The sequence below is a fragment of the Staphylococcus sp. AtHG25 genome (genome assembly GCF_003217445.1).
Classification (GTDB): Bacteria; Bacillota; Bacilli; order Staphylococcales; family Staphylococcaceae; genus Staphylococcus; species Staphylococcus haemolyticus.
Genome location: NZ_QJSN01000018.1, coordinates 1 through 26,609 on the forward strand (window position 1 = coordinate 1; position 26,609 = coordinate 26,609).

Annotated in this window: 25 protein-coding genes; 3 read left to right on the top strand and 22 right to left on the bottom strand. The window is 33.5% G+C overall.

What is annotated here, in order from left to right; translation table 11 throughout:
* Nucleotides 1-167 precede the first annotated feature (167 nt).
* Complete coding sequence (fakA, locus tag BDW31_RS10800; protein ID WP_053024676.1) at nucleotides 168-1,826, bottom strand: fatty acid kinase catalytic subunit FakA; 1,659 nt, start codon at nucleotides 1,824-1,826, stop codon at nucleotides 168-170.
* 20 nt (nucleotides 1,827-1,846) lie between these two features.
* Nucleotides 1,847-2,215 (bottom strand): Asp23/Gls24 family envelope stress response protein, encoded by a 369-nt coding sequence (locus BDW31_RS10805; protein ID WP_011275975.1) that lies wholly within the window; start codon nucleotides 2,213-2,215, stop codon nucleotides 1,847-1,849.
* A gap of 268 nt (nucleotides 2,216-2,483) precedes the next feature.
* Here BDW31_RS10805 and rpmB point away from each other — a divergent pair, with 268 nt between their 5' ends.
* Complete coding sequence (gene rpmB, locus BDW31_RS10810) at nucleotides 2,484-2,672, top strand: 50S ribosomal protein L28 (protein WP_011275976.1); 189 nt, start codon at nucleotides 2,484-2,486, stop codon at nucleotides 2,670-2,672.
* A 61-nt stretch (nucleotides 2,673-2,733) separates the two neighbouring features.
* On the opposite strand, the gene BDW31_RS10815 is transcribed toward rpmB, so the two are convergent.
* The 9 genes from BDW31_RS10815 to BDW31_RS10855 all read right to left on the bottom strand — a co-directional run bounded on the left by BDW31_RS10815 (nucleotide 2,734) and on the right by BDW31_RS10855 (nucleotide 11,688).
* Nucleotides 2,734-3,375 (bottom strand): thiamine diphosphokinase, encoded by a 642-nt coding sequence (locus tag BDW31_RS10815; protein ID WP_053024675.1) that lies wholly within the window; start codon nucleotides 3,373-3,375, stop codon nucleotides 2,734-2,736.
* Nucleotides 3,376-3,382: 7 nt separating this feature from the next.
* Complete coding sequence (gene rpe / locus BDW31_RS10820) at nucleotides 3,383-4,027, bottom strand: ribulose-phosphate 3-epimerase (RefSeq protein WP_037552315.1); 645 nt, start codon at nucleotides 4,025-4,027, stop codon at nucleotides 3,383-3,385.
* Complete coding sequence (gene rsgA / locus BDW31_RS10825) at nucleotides 4,027-4,902, bottom strand: ribosome small subunit-dependent GTPase A (RefSeq protein WP_037552317.1); 876 nt, start codon at nucleotides 4,900-4,902, stop codon at nucleotides 4,027-4,029. The genes rpe and rsgA overlap by 1 nt, the downstream gene beginning before the upstream one ends.
* A 199-nt stretch (nucleotides 4,903-5,101) precedes the next feature.
* Nucleotides 5,102-7,129, bottom strand: a complete 2,028-nt coding sequence (gene pknB, locus BDW31_RS10830) for a Stk1 family PASTA domain-containing Ser/Thr kinase (protein WP_110709645.1) — start codon at nucleotides 7,127-7,129, stop codon at nucleotides 5,102-5,104.
* Nucleotides 7,126-7,869, bottom strand: coding sequence for a Stp1/IreP family PP2C-type Ser/Thr phosphatase (locus tag BDW31_RS10835; protein ID WP_037552320.1), 744 nt, complete (start codon nucleotides 7,867-7,869; stop codon nucleotides 7,126-7,128). The genes pknB and BDW31_RS10835 overlap by 4 nt, the downstream gene beginning before the upstream one ends.
* Nucleotides 7,870-7,874: 5 nt before the next feature.
* Nucleotides 7,875-8,969: a dual-specificity RNA methyltransferase RlmN gene (gene rlmN / locus BDW31_RS10840; protein WP_011275982.1), complete on the bottom strand. Its 1,095-nt coding sequence runs from the start codon at nucleotides 8,967-8,969 to the stop codon at nucleotides 7,875-7,877.
* A gap of 1 nt (nucleotide 8,970) precedes the next feature.
* Nucleotides 8,971-10,278 carry a 16S rRNA (cytosine(967)-C(5))-methyltransferase RsmB gene (rsmB, locus tag BDW31_RS10845; RefSeq protein WP_037552322.1) on the bottom strand — a complete coding sequence of 436 codons (1,308 nt, stop codon included), beginning with the start codon at nucleotides 10,276-10,278 and terminating at the stop codon, nucleotides 8,971-8,973.
* Nucleotides 10,275-11,207, bottom strand: a complete 933-nt coding sequence (gene fmt / locus BDW31_RS10850) for a methionyl-tRNA formyltransferase (RefSeq protein ID WP_037552389.1) — start codon at nucleotides 11,205-11,207, stop codon at nucleotides 10,275-10,277. The genes rsmB and fmt overlap by 4 nt, the downstream gene beginning before the upstream one ends.
* Nucleotides 11,200-11,688, bottom strand: coding sequence for a peptide deformylase (locus BDW31_RS10855; protein ID WP_053024672.1), 489 nt, complete (start codon nucleotides 11,686-11,688; stop codon nucleotides 11,200-11,202). Before BDW31_RS10855 ends, fmt begins: the two co-directional genes overlap by 8 nt.
* A 177-nt stretch (nucleotides 11,689-11,865) precedes the next feature.
* Here BDW31_RS10855 and BDW31_RS10860 point away from each other — a divergent pair, with 177 nt between their 5' ends.
* Nucleotides 11,866-12,069 carry a TM2 domain-containing protein gene (locus tag BDW31_RS10860; RefSeq protein ID WP_037537906.1) on the top strand — a complete coding sequence of 68 codons (204 nt, stop codon included), beginning with the start codon at nucleotides 11,866-11,868 and terminating at the stop codon, nucleotides 12,067-12,069.
* A 62-nt stretch (nucleotides 12,070-12,131) separates the two neighbouring features.
* On the opposite strand, the gene priA is transcribed toward BDW31_RS10860, so the two are convergent.
* The 4 genes from priA to gmk form a co-directional block, all read right to left on the bottom strand.
* Entirely contained in the window at nucleotides 12,132-14,540 is a 2,409-nt protein-coding gene (priA, locus tag BDW31_RS10865; RefSeq protein ID WP_053024671.1) for a primosomal protein N', read from the bottom strand.
* A complete protein-coding gene (coaBC, locus tag BDW31_RS10870; RefSeq protein ID WP_053024670.1) occupies nucleotides 14,540-15,739 on the bottom strand; it encodes a bifunctional phosphopantothenoylcysteine decarboxylase/phosphopantothenate--cysteine ligase CoaBC in 1,200 nt (399 codons plus the stop codon). Before coaBC ends, priA begins: the two co-directional genes overlap by 1 nt.
* 162 nt (nucleotides 15,740-15,901) lie before the next feature.
* Nucleotides 15,902-16,114, bottom strand: a complete 213-nt coding sequence (gene rpoZ / locus BDW31_RS10875; protein ID WP_037552333.1) for a DNA-directed RNA polymerase subunit omega — start codon at nucleotides 16,112-16,114, stop codon at nucleotides 15,902-15,904.
* A complete protein-coding gene (gene gmk / locus BDW31_RS10880; protein WP_037552335.1) occupies nucleotides 16,114-16,737 on the bottom strand; it encodes a guanylate kinase in 624 nt (207 codons plus the stop codon). The genes rpoZ and gmk overlap by 1 nt, the downstream gene beginning before the upstream one ends.
* Before the next feature lie 158 nt (nucleotides 16,738-16,895).
* Between gmk and BDW31_RS10885 the strand changes: the two genes are divergently transcribed.
* Nucleotides 16,896-18,593 (top strand): Rqc2 family fibronectin-binding protein, encoded by a 1,698-nt coding sequence (locus BDW31_RS10885; protein ID WP_110709647.1) that lies wholly within the window; start codon nucleotides 16,896-16,898, stop codon nucleotides 18,591-18,593.
* 77 nt (nucleotides 18,594-18,670) lie between these two features.
* Here BDW31_RS10885 and BDW31_RS10890 read toward each other — a convergent pair whose 3' ends face one another.
* From BDW31_RS10890 to BDW31_RS10920, 7 genes are all read right to left on the bottom strand, one after another.
* Nucleotides 18,671-19,075 (bottom strand): VOC family protein, encoded by a 405-nt coding sequence (locus BDW31_RS10890; protein WP_037552339.1) that lies wholly within the window; start codon nucleotides 19,073-19,075, stop codon nucleotides 18,671-18,673.
* A gap of 335 nt (nucleotides 19,076-19,410) precedes the next feature.
* Nucleotides 19,411-19,641 (bottom strand): hypothetical protein, encoded by a 231-nt coding sequence (locus BDW31_RS10895; RefSeq protein WP_053024668.1) that lies wholly within the window; start codon nucleotides 19,639-19,641, stop codon nucleotides 19,411-19,413.
* Between the two features lie 27 nt (nucleotides 19,642-19,668).
* On the bottom strand, nucleotides 19,669-20,277 hold the full coding sequence (pyrE, locus tag BDW31_RS10900; protein WP_053024667.1) for an orotate phosphoribosyltransferase: 609 nt from the start codon (nucleotides 20,275-20,277) through the stop codon (nucleotides 19,669-19,671).
* A 1-nt stretch (nucleotide 20,278) separates the two neighbouring features.
* The gene (pyrF, locus tag BDW31_RS10905; protein ID WP_037552345.1) at nucleotides 20,279-20,971 is read right to left on the bottom strand and encodes an orotidine-5'-phosphate decarboxylase; all 693 of its coding nucleotides are present in this window, start codon (nucleotides 20,969-20,971) and stop codon (nucleotides 20,279-20,281) included.
* Between the two features lie 96 nt (nucleotides 20,972-21,067).
* Entirely contained in the window at nucleotides 21,068-24,241 is a 3,174-nt protein-coding gene (gene carB / locus BDW31_RS10910) for a carbamoyl-phosphate synthase large subunit (RefSeq protein ID WP_053024666.1), read from the bottom strand.
* Entirely contained in the window at nucleotides 24,234-25,334 is a 1,101-nt protein-coding gene (locus BDW31_RS10915; protein ID WP_037552349.1) for a carbamoyl phosphate synthase small subunit, read from the bottom strand. The genes carB and BDW31_RS10915 overlap by 8 nt, the downstream gene beginning before the upstream one ends.
* The gene (locus BDW31_RS10920; RefSeq protein WP_053024665.1) at nucleotides 25,335-26,609 is read right to left on the bottom strand and encodes a dihydroorotase; all 1,275 of its coding nucleotides are present in this window, start codon (nucleotides 26,607-26,609) and stop codon (nucleotides 25,335-25,337) included.

The window sequence follows — 26,609 nt, forward strand, 5'->3', positions numbered from 1 at the left end:
AATGTATTTAATATAGACTTACACATAGGCGCATTACCTTTCTTTTTTATTTTGTTTGGTAGCTAATAATTATAGAGGTAATTGCGCCATTTTTGCATTCAAACATAAAAAATAGCTATGAAGCATTCTATAGTCATAGATTACTTCATAGCTATTTTAGTAATTAGTTATTCAACTGAGAATAAATATTGATAAATCGGTTGCCCACCATTATGTTCTTCTACTTCAACATCTGGGTATTCACTTTCAACCCATTCTACTAATTTGTCAGAGATTTCATCATTTGCATCCTCACCAGCAATGATAGTTAAAATTTCACTATCTTCGTTAAGCATAGCTTTAAGCAAACCAGTGACTGTAGCAAATTCATCATCATTGCTTGTAAAAATTTTGCTTTCTGACAATCCCATGAATTCGCCTTTTTTAATTTCTACACCATCAATTTTAGTGTCACGAACAGCAAATGTTACTGAACCAGATTTCACTGATTCTAATGCTGTTGTCATATGAGAGTGATTATCTTCAAGTGATGATGAAGGATCGTATTGGAACAATGCCGCAATACCTTGTGGAATTGATGTTGTAGGTATAACAACTGTATCCGCTTCAACTAAAGTTGCAGCTTGATCACTCGACATTCTAATATTTTTATTATTTGGTAGAATAATAGCGCGTTTGCATTGCGATTGCTCAATTACTTTCACAATATCTTCTGTTGAAGGATTCATTGTTTGCCCACCACTTATGATATGTGTCGCACCCATAGATGTAAACAATTCAGAAATACCATCACCCATTGAAATCGCGATAATCGCAGTCTCAACTGTTTTTGATTCTTCTTGCTGTTCAGAATGATGATTTAGTTTCTCTTTTCTAATCACTTCACGATGTTGTTCACGCATATTTTCAACTTTTAATTTAATAAGTTCACCATACTCTTGACCATAGTTGAACACTTCACCAGGCGTTTCAGTATGTACGTGCACTTTAACAATTTCATCATCATTAATCACAAGTAAAGAATCACCGAATTGACTCATATCTGTTCTAAATGTTTGTTCATCAAATGCTCTTTTATCTTTTCCAAAGCGAACCATCATTTCAGTACAATAGCCGTATTTAATATCTTCAGTATTTATCACACCGTGGAAATCATGTTCTTCATGTACTAATTCTTCTGTGTTTAACTTTTCTTTTTTAGCTTCAATAGTTTGACCTGTCAATCCTTTTAAGAAGCCTTCATACACACATAGTAATCCTTTACCGCCACTATCTACTACACCAACTTCTTTTAATACGGCAAGTAGATTTGGCGTATTATTTAATGATTTTTCAGCTTCCGCAATTGTATATTCCATAACTTCAACGCAATCATCTGTTTCTTCGGCTTTATTAACCGCAGCTTTTGCTGCATCTTTAGCAACAGTTAAGATCGTACCTTCAACCGGTTTCATCACTGCTTTATAAGCTGTATCAACTCCCGCTTGAAAACTACTTGCAAGTTGTTGCGCATTTATTTGATTTTCAGTTTCTATATTTTTACAGAAACCTCTAAATAATTGAGATAGAATAACACCTGAGTTGCCACGAGCACCCATAAGTAATCCTTTAGAGAAAGTCTTCCCTAATTCACCAGTGCTTTGAGATAAATTATTTTCAACTTCTTCACGTCCAGAAGTAATTGTAAGATTCATATTCGTTCCTGTATCGCCATCTGGCACAGGGTATACATTTAAAGAATCCACTAAATCTGCATTATTAGATAAATTTTGTGCCCCTTGTATTATCATATCGGCAAATAATTTACCATTAATTTTGCTAATCATCCTGCTAAGTCCTCCTATACCTACTTGCCCTTATTATTAAGTCTTACACCTTGTACAAATATATTAATTGAATTCACTTTAACATTTAGTGAGTTTTCAAGTGTATATTTTACTGATGATTGTACGTTGTTTGCTACTTCTGAAATTTTTACACCATAGCTTACAATAATATACATATCTATATCAATGACACCATTGTTTTCTTTTACTTCAATGCCTCTAGCATAATTTTCATGTCCTAAAATTTCGGCAATGCCATCTCTAACTTGTTGTCTTGATGCCATGCCTACAATACCATAGCTTTCAACAGCTTTGCTGCCTACTACAGAAGCAATGACTTCATTTGAGATATCGATTTTACCATAATCATTTGAGATTTCTATTGTCATCTTTATATTCCTCCTGAAATTTGTTTAAAAATGACTTACAATTAAATTCATAATTGAAAATAACCGATTCTTCCATAAATAAGTCTTAATAACTTAATTAAATATATTACATAACTCCTCAGCTTACAATTATACCATAAATTATAAATTTCAAAACATTTTTAAAGAAAACGCCTTTAATTTCGTTGCTTTAAAATTTTATATATGGTATCTTATTTAAGTATATAAGTAGTCAAGTGTATTTATATTTATTAAAGGAGGTACTTTGATGGGTAAACAATGTTACGTAACAGGTCGTAAAGCATCGACTGGTAATAATCGTTCACACGCTTTAAATGCGAATAAACGCAGATTTAATGCTAACCTTCAAAAAGTTAGAATTTTAGTTGACGGAAAACCTAAAAAAGTTTGGGTTTCTGCTCGTGCTTTAAAATCTGGTAAAGTTACTAGAGTTTAATAAATATAATGCACTAAAAAATGCCTTCATATGTGGTGAAGGCATTTTTTTATGCTTAATTTTAATTTGCATCTTTACTTCTAATCTGTAAGACTTGTCCATCATGTACTTCGATTTGTGCAATTTTCTCTTTAACCTCATTCGATAATGTAAGTGTAGATCCTTTTTCAAGAGGTTGATGATTCAAATTGTATTTAAATCCAACTAATGACAAAGCAACCATATCACTAACTGGAATAAATGAAACATATGGATAATTTTGTAATTTATGAATTTCATGACTACCTTTCTTCAATAACTTAATTTCATTTTGTAGATCTTCAACAATAATTAAGATGTTTTGTTCTACATATTTTGGCTTTTGTAGTATTTGCAAAACACCCATAAAATGATCTAATCTACCACCTGTTGCTCCATAAATATGTATTTCTGTAAATCCTCTATTAACAGCTTCCTCTACACCTAATGCCAAATCAGTATCATCTTTTTCAGCCTTAACTGGTTTGATATTTAATTCGTGTTTCAATTGATGACGTTCTTCTTCTGAAACAGAATCAAAATCTCCAACTGAGAAAACTGGAATAATAGAATGATTTATTAGAATAAGTGCACCTCTATCAATCCCGCCCCAGCGGTCCTTCTTCAATGCGGTTAATACATCTGATGGCAAATGATGGTCACTACATAATAAATTGATTCGCATATCAATATCAGCCTTTCAATAATTGTGTTACCTTACCATAATCTTTCTGTTTAAAGAAATAAGAACCGGTAACAAACATATCTGCCCCATTATCAGCACATATTTTAATAGTTTCATTGTTGATACCACCATCAACTTCGATATTAAAATTTAAATTTAATGATTGTCTTAAATCTCTTAAGATTTTCACTTTTGCTGCACATGCTTCTATAAATGATTGACCACCAAATCCTGGATTTACAGTCATAACAAGTACAAAATCAACAATTTCAAGTACTGGCAATAATGACTCAACTGGTGTACCAGGATTAATTACAACGCCAGCCTTCTTTCCGGCATTTTTTATCATTTGTAATGCTCTATGAATATGCTGTGTAGCCTCTACATGTATTGATATCATGTCAGCACCGTGTTCAGCAAAGGTATTAATATATTGTTCAGGTTGTTCGATCATTAAGTGAACATCAATCGGTAATTGAGTAATTGCTCTAACTGAATCAAGAATAGGAATACCAATAGAAATATTAGGTACAAATTGACCATCCATTACATCAAAGTGCAGACCATCAATTTGTGCTTCTTCTAAAGCTTTAATTTCATTCTCTAAATTTAAAAAATCGGCTGATAAAAGTGATGGGTAGATTTTCTTCATTAATATCTGACCTTTCTATTTGAAATTTCATTATATAATTGAATATAGTGATCATAGCGAAATTGTGCTAAATAACCATTTTCTAATTGCTGTTTGACATGACACTTTGGTTCCTTAATGTGGTTGCAATTTCGAAATTTACATTCTTCACCAAAGCGATTCATTTCTATAAAATAATGCTTCAATTCATCTTTATCAATATGATCGAAATCTAGCGCACTAAATCCAGGTGTATCTGCGATAAAACCAGATTCTCTTTCAAATAACTCTACATGTCTAGTTGTATGTTTACCACGATTAAGCGACTTAGAGATATGATTAGTTTCTAAATTTAGTTCTGGTTTAAACGCATTGATAAACGTTGATTTACCTACACCTGATTGACCACTTAATACAATGAGCCCTTTAGGCCATGTAGCCACAACTTCTTGTTGATTCGTATGCTTGCCTACAAATTGCGTATTGTAACCAATTTCTTCATAAATTTTTAACCACGCATTAATTTGTTCAATTTCATTTTCAGAGGCTAAATCCTTTTTAGTCACTAGAATACTCGGCTCTAAATTATACGAATGCGCTATAACCAAGAAGCGATCTAACAATTGCGTTGAAAAATCTGGTTCTACAGCGCTCATCACGATGATTAAGCCATCAATATTACTAACTGGTGGTCGTTTCAATTCATTATGACGCTCGTGAATGTGATGAATATAGCCCTCACTTGTGTTTTGAATTTCAAAATCAACAATATCTCCCACAATTGGTGAAAATTTCTTCTTTCTGAAAAGACCGCGTGGTTTAGTATCATATAAAGTTCCATCAACATCGACTTGATAGACACCACTAATTAGTTTGATAATTCGTCCAGTTTCCAAAATGACACCTCTTAATCATTATTTATATTAAATTATTATAGCAAATGCTTGAAGATTATTATATTCAGAAGTGAATTGAAGAGATGATTTATCATAATATATTTATTTCTTTAGTTTACATAATAATTTTACGATATATTTTTCATGAAGAAACCCTTTTAGCGAATGTGCATTATTCCATTCACTAAAAGGGTTAAATTTAATATTCTATATCTTTATCTGCAATTACATCGCCATCAACTCTGATCGTATAGCCCGCGTCTGAGCCTTGCTCAATTTTAAGCGGAATCGTTATCGTTTTGTCATCTTTTATACTAAACGTTTGGCTAGCAGATGTGCCACTATTGTCCTTATCTCTAATGTAAACTTGAACTTTTTGACTTTCGTCATCTCCCGTATATGGGATGTGATATGTTTCTGTATAATTCTTAACCTTTTGTTTATCATCAGACTTGTCTTCACTAGAAGATTTAGATTTCTCTGAATCTTTGTCTCCATCTTTTGAAGATGCTTTTCCTTTTGAAACAATGAATTGTACTGTACTTCCCTCTTCAACCTCTGTATTTTTAGGGCTTTGTGAAATAATATTATCCTTTTTAACATTATTACTTGATTCTGTTGTCATTTGTACTTTCAGACCACTTTTTTCAAGTTCTTTCTTTGCAGTTTGATAATTTTTATTTTCATAATTTTTAACATATACCTTTTTAACACCTAATGATTCGGTTAAAGTAATTTGATGATCGTTTATGCGAACATAACTATCAGGATTAACACTTTGCTTAGCTATAGCACCTTTAGGTACCTGATTATTATATTCTTGATTGACTGTCACATGATCAAGTTTAGATTGTTTCAATTTATCTAATGCATCTGCTTTTTTCATGCCCATAACATTAGGCATTTTAGCACGTTCGGGCCCTTTTGAAAGCACAATATCTACTTTTTCATGCTGATTAACTCTTTCACCTTGTTTTGGTTTAGTCTTTATTATTTTATTTTCCGGATAATCATCACTGTAATCTCTAGAGATATTACCAATTTCTAAATGAGATTGTCGTAGAATTTTTTTCGCTTCTTTTTCAGTTTTACCTTTAAGATCAGGCATTTCCGCATATTTACTACCAAACATGCCCATCGCTATAAAACCAAATAAACTTGCGACTAATAAAAGTAAAATAAGCACAATAGCGAATTTCTTCTTTTTTGAACGTTTTTTCTTAGGTGGTTCATAGATTTGTGCTTCGCTAGTTTGAAAATGATGCTCATTAACAATCGGTATTTGCATCGTTTGTGCAATTTGTTTTTGTTCATTTTCTTCTTTTATTTTACTTTTAATATCTTGTCTATCAATCGATACTGTATTTGTCTCATCTTCTTCAATAGAATGCTTCTTTTCATTAGCACGACTAGAGACAAGCACACTACTTAAATCTTCTTTCATATCTTTAACACTTTGATAGCGATCAGAGGCTTTCTTCTCCGTTGCTTTAAGTACGAAATTACTAAGTGATTGAGGTATTTCAGATCTTAACTCCGTTACATTTGGAATTGAATCTTGAATATGTTTTATTGCGATACTAACGGCTGTCTCACCATTAAAAGGCGGTTCACCAACTAACATTTCGTAAAGAACAATACCGATGGAATAGATATCAGTTGCTTCATTCGTAGTTTCACCTTTAGCTTGTTCTGGTGAGAGATACTGAACTGTACCTAATACATGATTCGTCTGTGTCATAGATGTTTCACTTAACGCTTTTGCAATTCCAAAGTCAAAAATTTTTAATGTTTTATTCTTATCAATTAAAATGTTCTGAGGTTTTATATCTCTATGTATAATAAGTTTTTCATGTGCTTGAGCCACACCTTTTAAAATCTGATTCGTGAAATCAATAGCTGTATCTACACTTAAAGGTCCATGGCTATGTATGTATTCTGATAAGGTAGGTCCATCTATATATTCCATAATTAGAAAGAAGCACTCTTCATCTTCTTGAACATCATATACTTCAACAATATTTTCATGTGAAAGTTGTGTCGCATTGTTAACTTCACGTTCGAAACGCTTCATCGTTTCTTCTTTTTCATTCTGAGGAATAGAGATTGCTTTAATCGCTACTTCACGATTTAAAATGGTATCTTCTGCTAAGTAAACGGTACTCATACCCCCGCCACCAAGCTTATCTACTATTTTGTAACGTTCACTAACTATCTTTCCAATCATAGATGATCACCTTCAATAGCTGCTATTAAGACACTGATGTTATCTTTTGAATCATGATTTAATGCTAATTGAATTAGTTGCTCCCCATGTTCTTCTAATGATAATGATTCATTGAAAGACTCATGAATAATTTCACCTCTAACATAGTCCGTTAAGCCATCAGAATTTAACATTATAAAGTCATAATGATTAAAACGTTTTGTAAATATATCTGGACTCACTCGTTTATCTGTCCCCATTACTTTAGTAATAATATTACGTTGCGGGTGTGTAAAAGCTTCTTCTTCAGTTATTTGACCTGTCATTACTAAATGATTTACAAACGAATGATCATAAGTAATTTGTTCAATTTCTCTAGAGTTAATTAGATAGGCTCTAGAATCCCCTATATTGGCCACTACCAATTGTTTATCAAATACAAGGGCACAAACGCATGTTGTACCCATACCTTTGTATTCTTCATTAGTTTGAGCATATTCAAATAGTTCACGATTAATCTCTTTTAAATTAAAACGCAACCAAGTTTCGGCTTGTTCATACTCTATAAAATTCTCATCTTCAAAACGTTTTTGAAGTTCATAAGTAACAAACTGACTTGCAATTTCCCCCGCTTTATGACCACCCATACCATCACATAATACTAATAACTGTTGTTGGGTTTGGTTATAAAAAATACCTCCTGCATCTTCATTTTTATTTCTATGTTGTCCAGTATCTGTGAAAAATTGTGCGTTTTGCATTGTGATTACCTCGTTTCTACTTGTCGTTCCTTCGCTCTTAATTGTCCACATGCTGCGTCAATATCTGATCCTTGTTCTCTTCTAATTGTAGCATTAATACCTAATCGTTTTAGTTCTTTTTCAAATTTAAAAATATCGTCTTTAGGTGTTTTGACGTAATTTCGCTCTGGAACATGATTAACTGGGATTAAGTTAACATGACAATTCAAATCTTTAATAAGATGTGCTAAATCACGTGCGTGCTCTAGTTGATCATTTACGCCACCGAACAATCCATATTCAAATGTCACACGGCGATTTGTTTTTTCTTGATAATATTTGATTGCTTCCATTAATTTATCTACATGATATGCTCTGTTAATCGGCATTAATTTAGATCGAATTTCATCTTTAGCTGCATGCAAACTTACGGCAAAGTTAATTTGAATGTCTTCTTCGGCAAAATCATAAATACGTGGAATAATACCTGATGTTGAAACTGTAATATGGCGTGCACCGATGTTTAAACTATTGTCATCATTAACAATACGTAAGAAATCCATCATTTCATCATAATTCTCAAAAGGTTCACCAATTCCCATTATAACAATTTGGGATACACGTTCATCAGTTGCATCTAATGCTTTTTGAACTGTTAAGACTTGTGAAACAATTTCTCCTGCTTCTAAATTACGTTTTAAGCCTCCTAATGTTGAGGCACAGAATGTACAACCGATACGACAACCAACTTGAGTTGTCACACAAACTGAATTTCCATAGTCATGACGCATTAATACAGTTTCAATTGTATAGCCATCTTGTAGTTCAAATAGGAATTTAATTGTTCCATCTTTACTTTCTTGTTTAACAACAGTAGTTAAAGTTGTCATTGCAAAATTATCTTTTAAAACTTGACGCAAATCTTTGGATAAATTTGTCATGTCATCAATGCTATCTACGCGCTTTTGATATAACCATTCAAATATTTGTTTGGCTCTAAATTTTTGTTGGCCGTGTTCTACTAACCATTCTTGCATTTCATCATATCTTAATGAGTAAATCGACTGTTTTTCAAAATCAGGCAAGAATTTATTTTTCTTCTTTTTTTCAGTAGTTATCATCTTAACTTTCCTTTCTTTTTATTTTAGTGATGAAAAAGCCATCCGAATTAAAGTCTTGGGGTAGAATTTGTATTGTCTTCACTTGTTCACCGGTAACTGGGTGAGTCATAAGTTCAAATTCGAAGTCTTTATTATTTTTTAAAAATGTATAAATAACATTTTCATTTTCAAGTTGTTCAATAGTGCATGTTGAATAAACTAGTGTACCACCAGGTTTCAAGTTATCTTTCACATTGTCTAATATCTCTAACTGTAATTCAACTAAGTCTTGAATATCTTGTTGCGTTTGAACATATTTAATTTCTGGCTTGTGTCTAAGCACACCTAAACCACTACACGGTGCATCGACGAGAATTTTGTCATATACATCTTTGTAAGGTTTTGTTGCATCATGATCAAAAGCTTTAATGTTATTAAGTTGTAACTTTACAATATTATCTTTTATTAAACCAATTTTATGCTTATGGATATCTGTAGCATCCACGTGACCACTTGGCGCCAATAACTCAGCTATGTGACACGCTTTACCTCCAGGTGCACTACAAGCATCTAAAATAACATCATTTTCTTCAACGCCCATCAAATATCCTACAAACATTGAGCTTTTATCTTGAATAGAAATATTACCATTCTTAAAGTTTAAAGATTCAATAATTGGACGCCCTTTTAGATGTAAACAATATGGAATCAATTCATCGACTTTAACTTCATATCCTTCACCTTGCAAACTTGACACAACGTCTTCAACTTTATTTTTACTTGTATTAACACGTACTGTACCCGCAGTTTGATCAAAAAATGATGATGCAATCTTTCGTGTCGTTTCAACACCATAGTGCGTAATCCAATGTTCAATAATCCACTTTGGAATACTATATTCAATGGCCATACGCTGCTTATCATTCTTAATAGATTCTAAACTTGGCAATTCACTTCTAAAGATTGTTCTCAATATTGCGTTTACAACATTACCGTTATGAGGGCCCCCACGATGCTTTGCAATATTTACTGCTTCGTTGATGATGGCATGATTCGGTACTTTATCTAGATAAATATATTGATATAAACTCATCCATAACAGTTGTCTTACCCAACTTTTTATTTTAGTCTTCACAAAAGGTCTAAGATAGAAATCCAATGTCATTTTTCTCTTTACTGTCCCATATACGAGTTCAGTATATAAAGGTTTATCGATATTTGAAACATTACCAGCAGATAAAACTTCATTGATTCTCAGATTACTGTATGCATAGTCATTAAATATTTCTTGAATTGTTTGAAACGCTAATTCTCTCACTGATTGTGTCATTTTAATATTTTCCCAACTAGCGATTCTTGTACACCGCTTAAATAATTTGATGCCAACATACGTTTCTTGCCAGCTAATTGAATATCTGTTAAAGCAATTGCATCATCTGATCCTGTAGCAACAACAATTGACTTTTTAGTCGTCTCTATGATCTCACCAGGTTGACCTTTTTTATTACTGACGATATGTGCTGCATATAATTTTAAATTTGTATCATCCATAGTTGTATAACCAACTGGCCATGGTGATAAGCCACGAATATGATTATGAATATCTTTTGCATTCATAGTCCAATCAATTCTTTCATCTTCTCTGCTAATATTTGAAGCGAATGTTGCTTGTGCATCATCTTGTGCAATACTATCATTCGTGCGATTTACAATTGAAGGTAGCGTTTCTTTTAGTAGTTTAGCACCGAGTACACTAAGTTTATCATGCATCGTACCTACATCGTCATTATCTTCAATATTAATAGCTTTTTGTGAAATAATATTTCCTGCATCTAGCTTTTTAACCATATACATGATCGTGATTCCTGTTTGAGCTTCACCGTCTATTATCGCTTGATGTATTGGTGCGCCACCGCGATACTTTGGTAATAATGATGCATGAACATTAATTGCACCTAACTTAGGTAATTGTAATAACTGTTCAGGCAATAACTGTCCGAAAGCTGCAGTAACAATTAAATCGGGCTCTAACTGTAATAGTTGCTCCAATTCATCAGATTGATTTAATTTTTCTGGTTGAAACACAGGTAAATTGTGTTCTTCAGCCACTCGTTTAACAGGTGGTGGCGTTAATACCCGTTTACGTCCAACTGGTCTGTCGGGTTGAGTCACGACTGCTATGACGTCATGCTCTTCGATTAACATTTCCAATACTTTAGTTGAAAAATCAGGTGTCCCCATAAATATCACTTTAGTCATTTTCAAAATACGCCTCCACTTCTTCATCTGTTAATAAATGCTGTGCACGTTTTGTAAATGGTATACCATTCATTTGATCGATTATATGCAGTATCATTCTAGCTACATCGTCATATGCAGTTAGTTCAATCGTATTACCTTCTAAATCATTCGCTTCAATTGTAATCATTTTACTACGTTCGACTTCTCCATATATACCCGGTAAATTTACAGACCCTTCAAGATCGATTATTTTATCATTAGATTCTGATTTGATTTTAGGATTGATTAGTTGCAATAATCCTTCAAATTCCATATCAATGATAGCTACTTGTTTACTTATGCCGATTTGAGACGCACATAAAGCTGAGGCCTCTTCTGCATATAATGTGTCTTCCAAATCTAATAATAAATCTTTTAATTTAGCATCATACGCTTTAATAGGTTGTGCTTGTTTAGTTAATACAGGATGCGTTGACTGGACTAATTTTTGTATCGCCATTAAATATGCTCCTCTTGAAAAATTCATCATATAATTATAACTTAATTCACTTTGAAATGCGACCTTAGTCTTAAATTTAGGCACTTCAATCTGTTTTAATTGCTTTTATTTTCTATACCTTTAAAATATATATTAAAGATACCAATAAATACAATATTTAACAGTGGAGGTGTGAATATGGAAGTAAATAAAATTATATACATTGTGCTCGCATTCTTTTTAGGCGGTTTCGGCGTTCATAAATTTTATGCAGGTAAAACAATGTCAGGACTTTTACACTTGGCCTTTTTCTGGACAGGAATTCCACACATTATTGCAATTATAAGTGGCGTCTTAACTTTATTAAGACCAGCTGATGAAAACGGAAATGTTGTAATGTAATTAAAGTAAAAGAGTTACGCAATTTAGGAATCCATCCCTAATAATTGCGTAACTCTTATTTTTTACATTAATATTTGCGGATTAATGTCTATTTTTAATGCTAGCTTATCCTTTAAATAAGCTTCATGATAATAATCATCTAAAAATTGAAGTGCTTTCAGTAATTCTGGTTCGCTCTTATATTTAACTAAAATTTGAAAACGATGTTCATTGTTAATTCGTGCGATGGCTGCTGGAGATGGCCCTAAAACTAACGCGCGATCTGTTAGATGTTGCAATAAAATTTGATGAATATGTTTAGAGGCCTCCATCACTTTTTTCATATTTTTATGAGATATCGTAAAATTAATTAAGAAATAGTATGGTGGGTATTTACCTATCTTTCTGAATTCCATCTCTTTTTGATAAAAGGTTAGGTAATCGTTCTTTTGAACATCTTCAATAGCATAGTGTTCTGGATTGTATGTTTGAATAATAACTCTACCCGGTTTATCATGACGACCAGCTCTTCCAGCTACCTGCGTTAATAGTTGATACGTTCGTTCACTAGCACGGAAATCAGGTAGATTTAACATTGTATCTGCGTTCAAAACACCTACTAGTGTAATATTGGGATAGTCCAACCCTTTTGCAATCATTTGTGTGCCTAATAAAATATCGCCCTTACCTTCTTCAAATTCAGTCAGTAATTTCTCGTGAGCACCTTTTCTAGAAGTTGTGTCAACATCCATTCGTATAATACGCGCTTCTTCAAATTCTTGTTGCAAGATTTCTTCTACTCGTTGTGTACCAGTCCCTACTTGACGTATATGCGAACTCTCACAATTAGGACACTTATTCGGAGGCATCTCATGATAACCACAATAATGACATTTTAATTGGTCCGTAGACTTATGATAGGTTAATGAGATATCACAGTGTGGACATTGTGGTACATAACCACAATCTCGACATAACATAAATGATGCATATCCTCGACGATTAAGAAATAATACGATTTGCTCATTTTTACGTAATCGTTCTTCAATAGCCTCTCGTAATTCAATAGAAAACATCGAACGATTGCCAGCGCTTAATTCTTCTCGCATGTCAACAATATCTATTGAAGGTAAAGCCTGTTGATTAACCCTTGTAGGTAACGTTAGTAGCTGATACACACCTTTTTCAGCGCGCGCATATGATTCTAAACTTGGTGTTGCACTTCCTAAGACTAGAGGACATTGATGAAATTGACTTCTCCATTCAGCAATATCTCTCGCGTGATAACGGGGATAATCCTCTTGTTTATACGTTGATTCATGCTCTTCATCTATAATGATAATTCCTAAATTTTTAAAAGGGGCAAAAATACTTGAACGAGCTCCAACACTAACACGGGCTCTACCATCTCTAATCTTTTGCCATTCATCATACCGTTCACCATTAGATAAGCCAGAATGTAATACTGCTACATCATCACCAAAACGACGCTTAAATCGTAAAACCATTTGAGGTGTTAATGCAATTTCAGGGACTAACATCATTGCTTCTTTACCTTTATTAAGTACTTCTTCAATAGTTTGCAAGTAAACTTCAGTTTTACCTGAACCTGTCACGCCATGTAGTAAGAATGTTCGTTGTTCACTATTATTAATTTTCTCTTTAATATTTTCATAAGCAATACGTTGTTCTGAAGTCAGTTCTCGTTTCTCTTCTTGTTCAAACACTCGATTAGCAAAAGGATCACGCTCTACTTCAGCATTATATTTTTCGATAAAACCTTTTTTAACTAATCCGTCAATACTTGATTTAGAAAAACCCATTTCTTCCATAAATTTTAAAAAGACAGTTTTATGGCGCTCATCTAGAAGGTAAGCATATACATCATATTGTTTGATTTTTTTCTCAAGTTTAGCAAGGACTTCATCTGGATGATATCCATCTATAATACGTACAGCTTTCTGTGTTTTCTTTTTAATATTTTGAGATAATAGGGTTACTTCTTTTACAGTCCCAGCCTTTAAGAGTTTATTTAAAATAGGAAGATGGTCATTTTTTTGAGCATCTTTATACTTATATTGACCGTCGGAATCAAAAAATTTTAGCAACTGCTCATCCATATCATTATGTTTCACAACTTCAAAGACTTTAGTATATTTAGCTTTGATAGCACTCGGTAACATGACCTCTAATACAGAAATACTTTTTGATACATGATAATGGCTAATCCATTCACTTAATTGAATTAATTCAGAAGTTAATTCAGGTTTTATATCTTGGACTTCTTTGATTTCTTTAAGTTTTTCAAGATTAATATCATCACTTGGTTCGGTTTCAATATTCATTACGTATCCTTGAATTGTACGAGGACCGAATGGAACTACAACTCTGACGCCAACTTGAATAAACGCTTCTAAATTTTTGGGTATAAGATAATCAAATTTGAAGTCAACGCTCTTAGAAGGAATATCTACTATTACCTTTGCAATCATTATTGCCACCTAGTTTCTAATTCATCTAAAATTTGTTCAGCTAATTGAACTTTTTTGCCTCTCTTAATATTAATCATTTCTTTATTTTTAAAATGCATTGTCAATTCATTATCATCTGACTTAAAACCTATCGTCTTGTCACCTACATTATTTGAAATAATGACATCTGCATTTTTTCGTTTTAACTTATCTTGTGCATATGCTTCTATATTTTGCGTTTCAGCAGCGAACCCAACTAAGTATTGTTGTCCTTTATGTTCACCTAAATATTTAAGAATATCTTTAGTACGTTTAAACGTCACAGCTAAAGTGCCATCTTGCTTTTTCATTTTATGATCTAATACTTCCATTGGCGTATAATCTGAAACAGCTGCTGCTTTAATAACTATATCTTGTTTATCAAAACGTGTCGTCACCGCTTCAAACATTTCCTCTGCACTTTCAATATGAACAACATCTATATCAATCGGATCAGTTAGTTGTGTTGGTCCAGTTACTAATGTAACGTGAGCACCTCTATTTCTTAACGCCTCAGCTAAAGCGTAACCCATTTTTCCAGAAGAACGATTTGATACAAAACGAACTGGGTCAATCACCTCGACTGTTGGTCCAGCTGTCACTAACGCATGTTTACCTTTAAATGAACTCTCTTCTTTTATCTTTTGAGAATTGAAAAAATCATTCAGAACTTTGACAATCTGCGAAGGTTCTTCCATTCGTCCTTTAGCAACATAACCACACGCTAAATAACCATCCCCAGGTTCAATAAAGTGATATCCATCTTGCATTAAAACTTTAATATTATGTTGCGTGCGGTTGTTCTCATACATATGTACATTCATTGCTGGGGCAATAAACTTTGGCGTCTCAGTAGCTATCAAGGTTGATGTCAAAATATCATCTGCGATTCCCACACTTAATTTAGCTATCACATTGGCAGTAGCTGGGGCAACTACAATCGCATCTGCCCAATCACCTAGTGCGATATGTTGAATTTCTTGTGGATTCTCTTCCTTAAACGTATTAGTATATACTGGATTTCTACTAATAGCTTGGAAAGCGAGTGGAGTAACAAATTCTTGAGCATGTTCTGATAACATCACGCGTACATCATAACCGGCTTGTGTTAATTTGCTCGTTAAATCTATTGCTTTATATGCTGCAATACCACCTGTAACAGCTAATAAAATGTGTTTCATAATCGTATTTCTCCCTTTTACTATCTCGATTATTAATCATAATTTATATTAAATTTATTATACACAAATTAAACGTTTAATTAAAAAGACACATCTTATTGAAAAGTGGTTATACTTAAATCAATAAGATGTGCATATGAAAAATTATATTTAATTCGTTTTTTACATTGTGAATTCATCAGAAACTACTGGTGTAATTTTACCTCCAGCAATCTCTTCTAACGCTTCACCAACAGGTTTAGCTGAATGATATCCACTTAATAAAGCAGTTTCAGGTCTTTCATCTAATTCACGTGCACGCTTAGCTGCAGTCGTAGCAATTAAATATTTAGAATTAATTTTAGATTGTAACTGGTTTAATGGTGGGTTTAACATTATTTTTTTGCCTCCAATAACATTTTTCTATATATAGCTTCAACACGTTCGCGTTTTAAGTGTTCTGCTTCAACAATTGATTGAATACGTTTTTTCGCTAAATGGACTTCATCGTTTACCACAACATAGTCATAGAGATTCATCATCTCTACTTCTTTACGTGCTTCATTTACTCTGGATTGTATCTTCTCGTCTGATTCAGTGCCACGTCCAACTAAACGCTCTTTCAAATGATCTAAGCTAGGTGGTGCAAGGAAGATAAATAATGCATCTGGAAATTTCTTTCTTACTTGTTTGGCACCCTCTACTTCAATTTCTAAGAACACATCATGTCCAGCAGCCATCGTATCCTTAACATATTGAACAGGTGTACCATAGTAATTTCCAACGTATTCAGCATATTCAATAAATTGATCTTCCTGAATTAAAGCTTCAAATTCTTCTTTCGTCTTAAAAAAGTAATCTACACCATCAACTTCACCTTCACGCATATTTCGTGTCGTCATTGAAATAGAGTACTTATATGATGTAGTTGGATCATCAAATATCTCTTTGCGAACAGTTCCTTTGCCTACTCCTGAAGGACCTGAAAGAACAATTAGTAATCCTTTTTCATTATCCATGCCTTACGACCTCTCTAAGCTATTCTTCTATTATTTAAATATAATATCATATTGTAGTTAAAATTGTATAGAGTATGCAACATAAACTTAAATCATGACGCTATCATTCTACCATGTTACAATATACTGAATGATTAAATTGAAGGTGGAAATTATTTATGGCATATGATGGCTTATTCACTAAAAAAATGATTGAATCAATACAGTTTTTAGTATCAGGACGAATTCATAAAATCAACCAACCTGAAAATGACACTATCCTTATGGTTATACGTCAAAATCGCAAAAATCATCAACTATTACTATCCATACACCCTAGTTTTTCAAGAATGCATATTACGACTAAAAAATATGATAATCCATTTGAACCACCAATGTTTGCTCGTGTTTTTAGAAAGCATCTAGAAGGTGGCATTATTAAAGCTATACGTCAGATTGGCAATGACCGACGTATTGAAATCGATATTGAAAGTAAAGATGAAATTGGTGATACCATTTACCGCACGGTTATCTTAGAAATCATGGGTAAACATAGTAACTTGTTACTTGTTGATGACAATTACAAAATAATTGAAGGGTTTAAACATTTAACCCCTAATACCAATCAATATCGTACTGTTATGCCAGGATTCAAATATGAAGCGCCACCTACTCAAAACAAATTGAACCCTTTTAATATAACAGGCGAAGAAGCATTAAAATATATAGATTTCAATAGTGGTAAAATTGCGAAACAATTATTAAACACTTTCGAAGGCTTTAGCCCACTCATTACTAATGAAATTGTTAATCGCTATCAATTTATGACAATGGAAACACTACCTAAAGCATATGACGAAGTTATCAACCAGACATTGAAAACACCCGTCCCTATTTTCCATAAAAATCATGAAACTGGAAAAGAAGATTTTTATTTTATGAAATTAAAGCAATTTCATGATGACATGGTTGAATATGAGTCCTTACATGAATTATTAGATCGCTACTATGATGCACGTGGTGAAAGAGAACGCGTTAAACAACGCGCAAATGATTTAGTTCGATTTGTGCAACAACAATCTCAAAAATATCAGCATAAATTAAGTAAACTAATTGATGAATATGAAAGTGCTAAAGATAAAGATAAGCAACAACTTTACGGTGAATTAATTACCGCTAATATTTATCGCATTAATCAAGGTGATGACGCTGTAAGTGTATTAAATTACTACACCAATGAGGAAATAACGATACCTTTGAATCCTACTAAATCACCATCAGTTAATGCGCAATATTACTACAAGCAATATAATCGTATGAAAACACGTGAACGTGAATTAGATCATCAAATTCATTTAACACGTGAAAACATAGATTATTTTGCAAATATTGAACAACAATTAGATCATATTACAGTTGATGAAATTGATGATATTCGCGATGAATTAGCAGAACAGGGATTAATGAAGCAACGTAAAAACATCAAAAAGAAAAAGAATGATAAAATTCAACTTCAAACATATATCTCTACGGATGGCGATACTATATTAGTAGGTAAAAATAATAAACAAAATGATTATTTAACTAATCGTAAAGCTCAAAAGTCTCATATATGGTTCCATACAAAAGATATTCCAGGTTCACACGTTGTCATTTTGAATGATGCACCAAGTGAAGAAACGATTAAAGAGGCAGCTATGTTAGCTGGTTATTTCTCAAAAGCGGGTAATTCTGGTCAAATTCCCGTAGACTACACAGAAATAAGAAATGTTCATAAACCTTCAGGCGCTAAACCTGGGTTTGTAACTTATGACAATCAAAAAACATTATTTGCAACTCCAGATTATGACAAAATCCAAAGTATGAAAGTCAAATAAGAACGACAAAATAACTATATAATAAAGAATAGGATTAGAACCAAATGCATTTATACATTCGGTCCTAATCCTATTTTTTATTTTTCAGGTAACGCGAGTTGAAAACTAACGCCAAATTTATCTTGCACCCATGCAAATTCGCGGAATGGTGGCATTGCAGTTTTAGGCATCAATATAGCGCCTTCTTTCTTCAAACCATTAAATAGTCGTTCCATTTCCATGGCATTATCAACAGTTATATATAAAGAAATGGATGGATTCATCGGTAAATCTTCTCCATTATCAGCATCGATTGCCATAAATACTTGTCCATTCAACGTAAATATAGAATGTTGTACTGTTCCAGGAACGCCTGGTCCCTCTTCACCATACTTCACCATAGTTAAAATTTCACTGTTTTCAAATAGACTCGTATATAAATTCACAGCTTCTTCTGCTTGATTATTAAACATTAGAAATGTTGTTATTTTCGGTATTTCCACAATAATTCCCCTCTCTATATTTTTAATACTTATTTTAGACTAATTTTAATTATTTTGAAAAAATTTGAATATTTGATTCTTTTAATCTAAATTTTTGACTTATACTATTTTCAAGTTAAAATTAAACTAAAGTTCAATTGGAGGCTTTCTAATATGATGCATCTTATTATACCGATTTTATCTATGATTATTGTCTTACTTATCGGATGGGTACTAATTAAAATTTTTATTCGCTAATTTATTGTTTTATATTTTCTTTATTAAAATAAAACCGTGGTATATAAGACTACTTTTTAACTATATGTGAAAAAGAGTTAGTCATATATACCACGTTTTTAATCTAATTTACCTTTTTGTCTTAACGTTTCTTTAGCTTTTTTAAAGAAATCACTCGTATGGATAAATGAATCCATACTCACTTTTGACTGAGTTCCATTCATTTCTCTAATACTATTGTCAATCGACATTATGTTATCCGGGGATTTAAAATCTTCTTCTCTATATAGGAATTCGTTAACATGTTTCATATTGTTATAGAAACGATTGGCCTCACTATCGGTCATCATAATCAATCCCCCTTTTGACATACCATATTACAAGTTATCTCTCCATTCAACTAAAGTCTGTATATCATTCTCAGAAATTTTTCCTTCTTCACGAGCCACTTCAATTAACTCATTATAATTACTTAGTGTATAAAATGGAACATCAATTTCATTAAACATGTCATCTGCTTTCTTTAAACCATAAGTGAAAATGGCAACGACACCTAAAACATCAGCACCAGCATCCTTTAAAGCTTCAACTGCTGTAATTGAAGATCCACCTGTAGAAATTAAATCTTCTACTACTACCACTTTCTTCCCTTTACTTACTGCTCCTTCAATTTGATTTTGTTTACCATGACTTTTACTTTTAGAGCGAACATAATTCATAGGTAAATTTAACTTTTCAGAGATGTAAGCGGCATGAGGAATACCTGCTGTGGCTGTACCAGAAACAATATCTACGTCACCAAATTGTTCAATAATCATTTGACTTAATCCATCACGAATGGCACGTCGCACTTCAGGATAACCTAATGTTACACGGTTATCACAGTAGATAGGAGATTTGATACCTGAACTCCATGTATATAAGTCATTCGGAGATAATGTTACCGCTTCAATATCTAATAAAGATTTTGCTATTTCTTTAGCCATATTAACCTAACCAACTTTCTTTAATAGTATGATAACTTCCCACAGGATTCTCGCTTTGGGTTATTGGTCGCCCAACTACGATATGTGTTGCCCCTAATTGTTTAGCATCTTCAGGTGTAGTAATACGTTTTTGATCATTTACAGCTGCCCCTTGTGGTCTAATACCTGGTGTGACTTTTAAGAAATTAGAACCTAATTTGTTTGTTAGCAATTCTGCTTCAAGTGGAGAACAAACCACACCATCTAAACCAGCTTGTTGTGTTAAAGTAGCATAGTTTAACACTGCTTCTTTAATCGTCGTCTGAATGTTTTGTTCATTACGTAGCATTTCTTCTGTTGTAGATGTTAATTGCGTCACAGCAATGATTTTTGTATCATTACTATATTTATGCAACCCCCTTACTGCGGCTTTCATCATGTCTGTACCTCCAGCTGCATGCACATTAACTAAGTCTACATCTAACTTTCCTAAGCCTTCCATTGCTTTTTCAACTGTGTTTGGAATATCATGTAGCTTCAAATCTAAGAATATGTCATGGCCACGAGATTTAATCGATTTAATCAAATCTGGCCCCGCTTGATAGAAAAGTTCCATTCCAATTTTCACGAAAAGTGGTTCATCAAATTGGTCCAAGAATGTATTAACTTTATTTGCTGATTCGAAATCCAATGCTATGATAGGTAAATCTTTCATATTATAGCTCCTTTGAAAACGAACGACTTGGTCGTCATAATCAGTTTAAAAATATTCACTGACATATAACGCCCTTGTCGTTCTCAAGTTGTAAATCTACATAGTTCTCATTGAAAATGTCATACTTTCAATTACATTAGTTAAAGCATTAGCCGTATCTAATGAAGTTAGACATGGCACACCATTCTCAACTGTTGTACGACGAATTTGGAACCCGTCTCTTTCTACTTCTTTACCCTTAGTCATCGTATTAATGACAATTTGTACATCGCCATTTTGTATACGTGTTAATAAATCATCGTCGCCACCAATTTTGCCTACAACTTCAACTGGAATGTTGTCTTCTTTTAATTTTTCTGCAGTACCTTGAGTTGCTAAAATTTTATAGCCTACTTCATTTAAACGGTGTGCTATTTTAACAATTTCATCTTTATCTTTATCACTTACTGTCATAAGAACAGTACCGTGATCTTTAACTTCTACACCACTACCTGTTAATCCTTTGTAAAGTGCTTTTTCTAAAGTTAAATCTTTACCCATAACTTCACCGGTAGATTTCATTTCTGGTCCCAATGTCACATCAACATTTTTTAGTTTATTAAAACTAAATACTGGTGCTTTAACGAACACACCCTCTGAATAAGGTTGTACACCTTGTTTATAGCCTAAGTCTTTAAAACGAGTACCCATAATAGCTTGCATAGCTAGTTGTGCCATTTGATTATCGGTAATTTTACTTAAGAAAGGTACGGTACGACTTGCACGAGGGTTTACTTCTAATACGTAAACACCGTCATGTGCAATAACAAACTGAATATTAATTAGACCAACGATGTTTAACCCTTTTGCTAATTTGATAGTATATTCCTCTAGCGTATCGATATCTTCTTGACTTAACGTTTGAGGCGGATATACAGCTATTGAGTCACCACTATGCACACCAGCACGTTCTATATGTTCCATAATACCTGGAATGATAACTGTTTCTCCATCTGAAATTGCATCGACTTCTATCTCTTTACCTGTTAAGTATCTATCAACTAACACTGGGTGCTCAGGGCTAGCTTTAACAGCTTGCTCCATATAATTTTCTAATTCTGCATCGCTACTTACAATTTCCATTGCGCGACCACCGAGCACATAAGATGGTCTTACAACTACAGGATAACCAATTTCACGTGCATTCGTTAGTGCCTCACTTGGAGAAGTTGCAGTCTTACCTTTAGGTTGAGGTACATCAATCGTATGCAATAGCGCTTCGAATTCTTTTCTATCCTCAGCACGATTTAAATCTTCTAAAGACGTACCTAATATTTTGACACCATGTTTAGCTAGTTTATCTGCTAAGTTAATTGCTGTTTGACCACCAAATTGAACTACAACACCTTTAGGTTGTTCTAAATTAATAATGTTCATCACATCTTCTTCAGTTAGCGGTTCAAAGTATAACTTATCTGAAATTGAAAAGTCAGTAGATACTGTTTCAGGGTTATTATTCACGATAATTGCCTCATATCCAGCATTTTGAATTGCCCATACAGCGTGTACAGTAGCATAGTCAAATTCTACCCCTTGTCCAATACGAATAGGACCTGAACCAAGCACTAATATTTTCTCTTTATCAGTTACAATTGACTCATTTTCAGTTTCATATGTGCCATAGTAGTATGGCGTTGTTGATTCAAACTCTGCAGCACAAGTGTCAACCATTTTGTATACTGGTTTAATATTGTTATCTTGGCGTAATTGATATACTTCTGATTCTGTCATGCCGAATCGATGTGCAATTACTCTATCACTAAATCCATAATCTTTAGCATATTTAAGATATTCCAAATCTCCTGGGTGATTTTTTAATTCATGTTCAATATTAATGATATTTTGGAATTTATTTAAGAAGAAATAATCGATTTGCGTCATATTGTGTATCTCTTCAAGTGTTGTACCACGTCTAATTGCTTCACCTATAAAGAAGAGTCTTTCATCATCTTGATGACTAATGCGTTCTTTAATATAATCTAAGTCAAAACTCTCTCCATTTGGTAAACCTAAATGATGTACACCGTATTCAAGTGAACGTATCGCTTTTAATAAAGATTCTTCATATGTACGTCCTATAGCCATTACTTCACCAGTGGCTTTCATTTGAGTACCTAATTCACGTTCACCTTTTTCAAATTTATCAAATGGGAATCTTGGAATTTTGGAAATAACATAATCTAGTGTTGGTTCAAAGGCTGCATATGATGTACCTGTAACTGGGTTTAGCATTTCATCCAACGTTAAGCCCACTGCAATCTTCGCTGCTAATTTCGCTATCGGATATCCAGTTGTTTTAGATGCAAGCGCTGATGAACGAGATACACGTGGATTCACTTCAATAATGTAGTAATTAAATGAATGTGGATCTAATGCAAGTTGAACATTACATCCTCCTTCAATACCTAATGCTCTAATAACTTTTAAAGATACATCACGTAACATTTGATATTCAACATCTGATAATGTTTGACTTGGTGCAACTACGATAGAGTCACCTGTATGAATACCTACAGGATCTATATTCTCCATATTACAAACCACAATAGCATTGTCATTTTTATCGCGCATTACTTCATACTCGATTTCTTTGAAACCAGCAATTGACTTTTCAATTAAGCATTGTGTAGCTGGGCTGTAATGCAATCCATTACTCACTACTTCTTTTAATTCTTCATCATTGTAGCATATGCCACCACCTGTACCACCCATAGTAAATGCTGGACGAACGATGAGTGGATAACCTACTTCATCTTTGAATGCAAATGCTTGTTCAACAGTATTCACAATATCACTTTCAGGAACAGGTACATTCAAATCATTCATTAATGATCTAAATAGCTCTCTATCTTCTGCTTGTTGAATTGACTTTAATTCTGTACCAAGTAATTTCACATTATTAGCCTCTAATACACCACTATCATGTAATTGAATAGCCATATTTAATCCTGTTTGACCACCTAAAGTTGGTAGCAATGCATCAGGTTGTTCTTTACGTATGATACGTGCAATAAAGTCGTGTGTTAACGGTTCGATATAAACTTTATCTGCAATTTCTTTATCCGTCATAATTGTTGCTGGATTAGAATTTACTAATATGACACGGTAGCCTTCTTCTTTTAAGGCAAGACACGCTTGTGTACCTGCGTAATCAAATTCTGCAGCTTGTCCGATGATAATTGGACCTGATCCAATCACTAGAATCGTTTGTATATCGTCACGTTTAGGCATTTGCTGTTTGCTCCTTTTCTTTAAATTCTTTCATCATAGTCATAAATTCATCGAATAAATAATTTGAGTCACTTGGACCTGGTCTTGCTTCAGGATGGTATTGTACAGAGAATGCTGGCAATGTTTTATGTCTTAGTCCTTCAACTGTACCATCATTAAGTGCAATATGAGTTACTTCTAAGTCAGTATTTACCAATGAATTTTTATCGATAGCATAACCATGGTTTTGACTTGTAATATCTACTTTCCCACTACGTAAGTCTTTTACGGGATGATTAGCGCCACGATGACCGAATTTCATTTTAAATGATGTTGCACCTTGAGATAATGCAAATAATTGGTGTCCTAAGCAAATTCCAAAGAATGGAATTTTACCTAAAATACCTTTAATCATTTCTATTGCAACCTCTACAACATCTGGATCACCAGGACCATTTGATAACATAACACCATCTGGTGACATGGCTAATATTTCTTCAGCAGTGGTGTTATATGGTACTACAGTTACGTTACAGCCACGCATATTTAATTCTCTAACAATATTTTGTTTTTTACCAAAGTCTAATAAGACCACACTCAAATCTGAACCTGTTGAAACATAAGGTGTTTTAGTAGATACTGTTTCTACTTCATCACGAGGTAATTCAGTACTTTTTAATGTGTTAATTAATGAATCAATGCCATCTCGATTATCAGTAAACCCAGCTTTTAAAACACCGTGTTGTCTAATTTTACGTGTGATGCTACGTGTATCTACACCTGAAATGCCAGGTATCTTGTATTGAACAAGCACATCATGTAACGTCTTTTGGTTTCTAAAATTACTAGGATGTGTGCTTGCTTCTTTCACTACTACACCATTCAAAGTTGGTGTTAGTGCTTCGAAGTCATCTCTATTGATACCGTAATTACCGATTAATGGGTATGTGAATGTAATGATTTGACCAGTATATGAAGGGTCTGATATCGTCTCTTGATATCCAGTCATCGCTGTGTTAAATACGATTTCTCCCACAGATAAATCATTAGATCCTAATTGATACCCTTCATAATAAGTCCCATCCTCTAATACAAGATAACGTCGCTCAAGCATTTATTTATCCTCCTTAAATTTTACTTCGCCTTCTACCATTGTTAAAATTGGATTACCATAAACTTTGTAACCAATGAATGGTGTGTTGTCTGCTTTAGATAAGAAATCTTCACCTTTGATTTCGCGTTCTTCATCTAAATTGATAATCGTTAAGTCAGCAAAGCAACCTTCTTCCAATTTGCCATAAGGTAAATCAAATGTTTGTGCTGGTTTAATTGTTAGATAGTCAACTAATTGTTGTAATGACCAGTCACCATTTTTTACAAAATGCGTGTAAAGTAATGGGAAAGCTGTTTCACTTCCTACTATGCCAAATGGTGCTTTAGTCATTGGCTGTGCTTTCTCTTCTTTAGCATGTGGTGCATGGTCTGTTGCGATACAATCAATTGTGCCATCTAATAATCCTTCTAATAATGCGTCTCTATCTTCTTTACTTCTTAAAGGAGGATTCATTTTATAGATTGCATTATCCCCTGGAACATCATCTTCAGTTAACAGTAAATGATGTGGTGTAACTTCAGCCGTCACATGAATACCTGCTGCTTTAGCATCACGAATAGCTCTGACACTCTCTTTTGTCGATACGTGACATACATGATAATGACAGTTAGCTGCTTCAGCTAATAATACATCTCTCGCTATTTGTACCGCTTCACAAATATTTGGAATACCAGGTATACCAAGTTCTTCACTGCGTTTACCTTGGTGCATAGCACCGCCATAAATTAAACTATTATCTTCACAATGTGCTACAACTGCTTTGTTGACCTTTGCAGCTTGTTGCATTGCTTCATACATCATTGCTGATTCCTGCACACCAACGCCGTCGTCAGTGAAAGCAAACGCACCTTGCTTTGCTAATGCATCAAAGTCAACATGTTCTTTTCCAGCTTGACGCACAGTTATTGAAGCATATGGTAATACACGGACTTGCGAATTATCTTGAATTAATTGTTGTAATCGATCCATATGTTCAACTGAGTCTGGTACTGGGCGTGTATTAGGCATTGGACATACAGTTGTGAATCCTCCACGTGCTGCAGCTTTTGTACCTGTTTCAATTGTCTCCTTATGTTCCCCACCAGGCTCACGTAAATGTACATGAACATCGATTAAACCTGGTGCTACTAAATGACCTTGTGCATCAATTACTTCAACATTTTCATCTACTTCAATGTTATTGTTAATTTCTTTGATGTGCTGACCATCTATTAAAATGGATGCTTGTTTAAGTTCACCGTTATCTAAAATTTGAGCATTTTTAATTAATTTCAA

What these genes read in the sequence shown, in the direction of transcription:
- fakA (WP_053024676.1), bottom strand. Translation starts at nt 1,826, where the DNA reads ATGATTAGCAAAATTAATGGTAAATTATTTGCCGATATGATAATACAA.
- BDW31_RS10805 (WP_011275975.1), bottom strand. Translation starts at nt 2,215, where the DNA reads ATGACAATAGAAATCTCAAATGATTATGGTAAAATCGATATCTCAAAT.
- rpmB (WP_011275976.1), top strand. Translation starts at nt 2,484, where the DNA reads ATGGGTAAACAATGTTACGTAACAGGTCGTAAAGCATCGACTGGTAAT.
- BDW31_RS10815 (WP_053024675.1), bottom strand. Translation starts at nt 3,375, where the DNA reads ATGCGAATCAATTTATTATGTAGTGACCATCATTTGCCATCAGATGTA.
- rpe (WP_037552315.1), bottom strand. Translation starts at nt 4,027, where the DNA reads ATGAAGAAAATCTACCCATCACTTTTATCAGCCGATTTTTTAAATTTA.
- pknB (WP_110709645.1), bottom strand. Translation starts at nt 7,129, where the DNA reads ATGATTGGAAAGATAGTTAGTGAACGTTACAAAATAGTAGATAAGCTT.
- BDW31_RS10835 (WP_037552320.1), bottom strand. Translation starts at nt 7,869, where the DNA reads ATGCAAAACGCACAATTTTTCACAGATACTGGACAACATAGAAATAAA.
- rlmN (WP_011275982.1), bottom strand. Translation starts at nt 8,969, where the DNA reads ATGATAACTACTGAAAAAAAGAAGAAAAATAAATTCTTGCCTGATTTT.
- rsmB (WP_037552322.1), bottom strand. Translation starts at nt 10,278, where the DNA reads ATGACACAATCAGTGAGAGAATTAGCGTTTCAAACAATTCAAGAAATA.
- fmt (WP_037552389.1), bottom strand. Translation starts at nt 11,207, where the DNA reads ATGACTAAAGTGATATTTATGGGGACACCTGATTTTTCAACTAAAGTA.
- BDW31_RS10855 (WP_053024672.1), bottom strand. Translation starts at nt 11,688, where the DNA reads ATGGCGATACAAAAATTAGTCCAGTCAACGCATCCTGTATTAACTAAA.
- BDW31_RS10860 (WP_037537906.1), top strand. Translation starts at nt 11,866, where the DNA reads ATGGAAGTAAATAAAATTATATACATTGTGCTCGCATTCTTTTTAGGC.
- priA (WP_053024671.1), bottom strand. Translation starts at nt 14,540, where the DNA reads ATGATTGCAAAGGTAATAGTAGATATTCCTTCTAAGAGCGTTGACTTC.
- coaBC (WP_053024670.1), bottom strand. Translation starts at nt 15,739, where the DNA reads ATGAAACACATTTTATTAGCTGTTACAGGTGGTATTGCAGCATATAAA.
- rpoZ (WP_037552333.1), bottom strand. Translation starts at nt 16,114, where the DNA reads ATGTTAAACCCACCATTAAACCAGTTACAATCTAAAATTAATTCTAAA.
- gmk (WP_037552335.1), bottom strand. Translation starts at nt 16,737, where the DNA reads ATGGATAATGAAAAAGGATTACTAATTGTTCTTTCAGGTCCTTCAGGA.
- BDW31_RS10885 (WP_110709647.1), top strand. Translation starts at nt 16,896, where the DNA reads ATGGCATATGATGGCTTATTCACTAAAAAAATGATTGAATCAATACAG.
- BDW31_RS10895 (WP_053024668.1), bottom strand. Translation starts at nt 19,641, where the DNA reads ATGATGACCGATAGTGAGGCCAATCGTTTCTATAACAATATGAAACAT.
- pyrE (WP_053024667.1), bottom strand. Translation starts at nt 20,277, where the DNA reads ATGGCTAAAGAAATAGCAAAATCTTTATTAGATATTGAAGCGGTAACA.
- pyrF (WP_037552345.1), bottom strand. Translation starts at nt 20,971, where the DNA reads ATGAAAGATTTACCTATCATAGCATTGGATTTCGAATCAGCAAATAAA.
- carB (WP_053024666.1), bottom strand. Translation starts at nt 24,241, where the DNA reads ATGCCTAAACGTGACGATATACAAACGATTCTAGTGATTGGATCAGGT.
- BDW31_RS10915 (WP_037552349.1), bottom strand. Translation starts at nt 25,334, where the DNA reads ATGCTTGAGCGACGTTATCTTGTATTAGAGGATGGGACTTATTATGAA.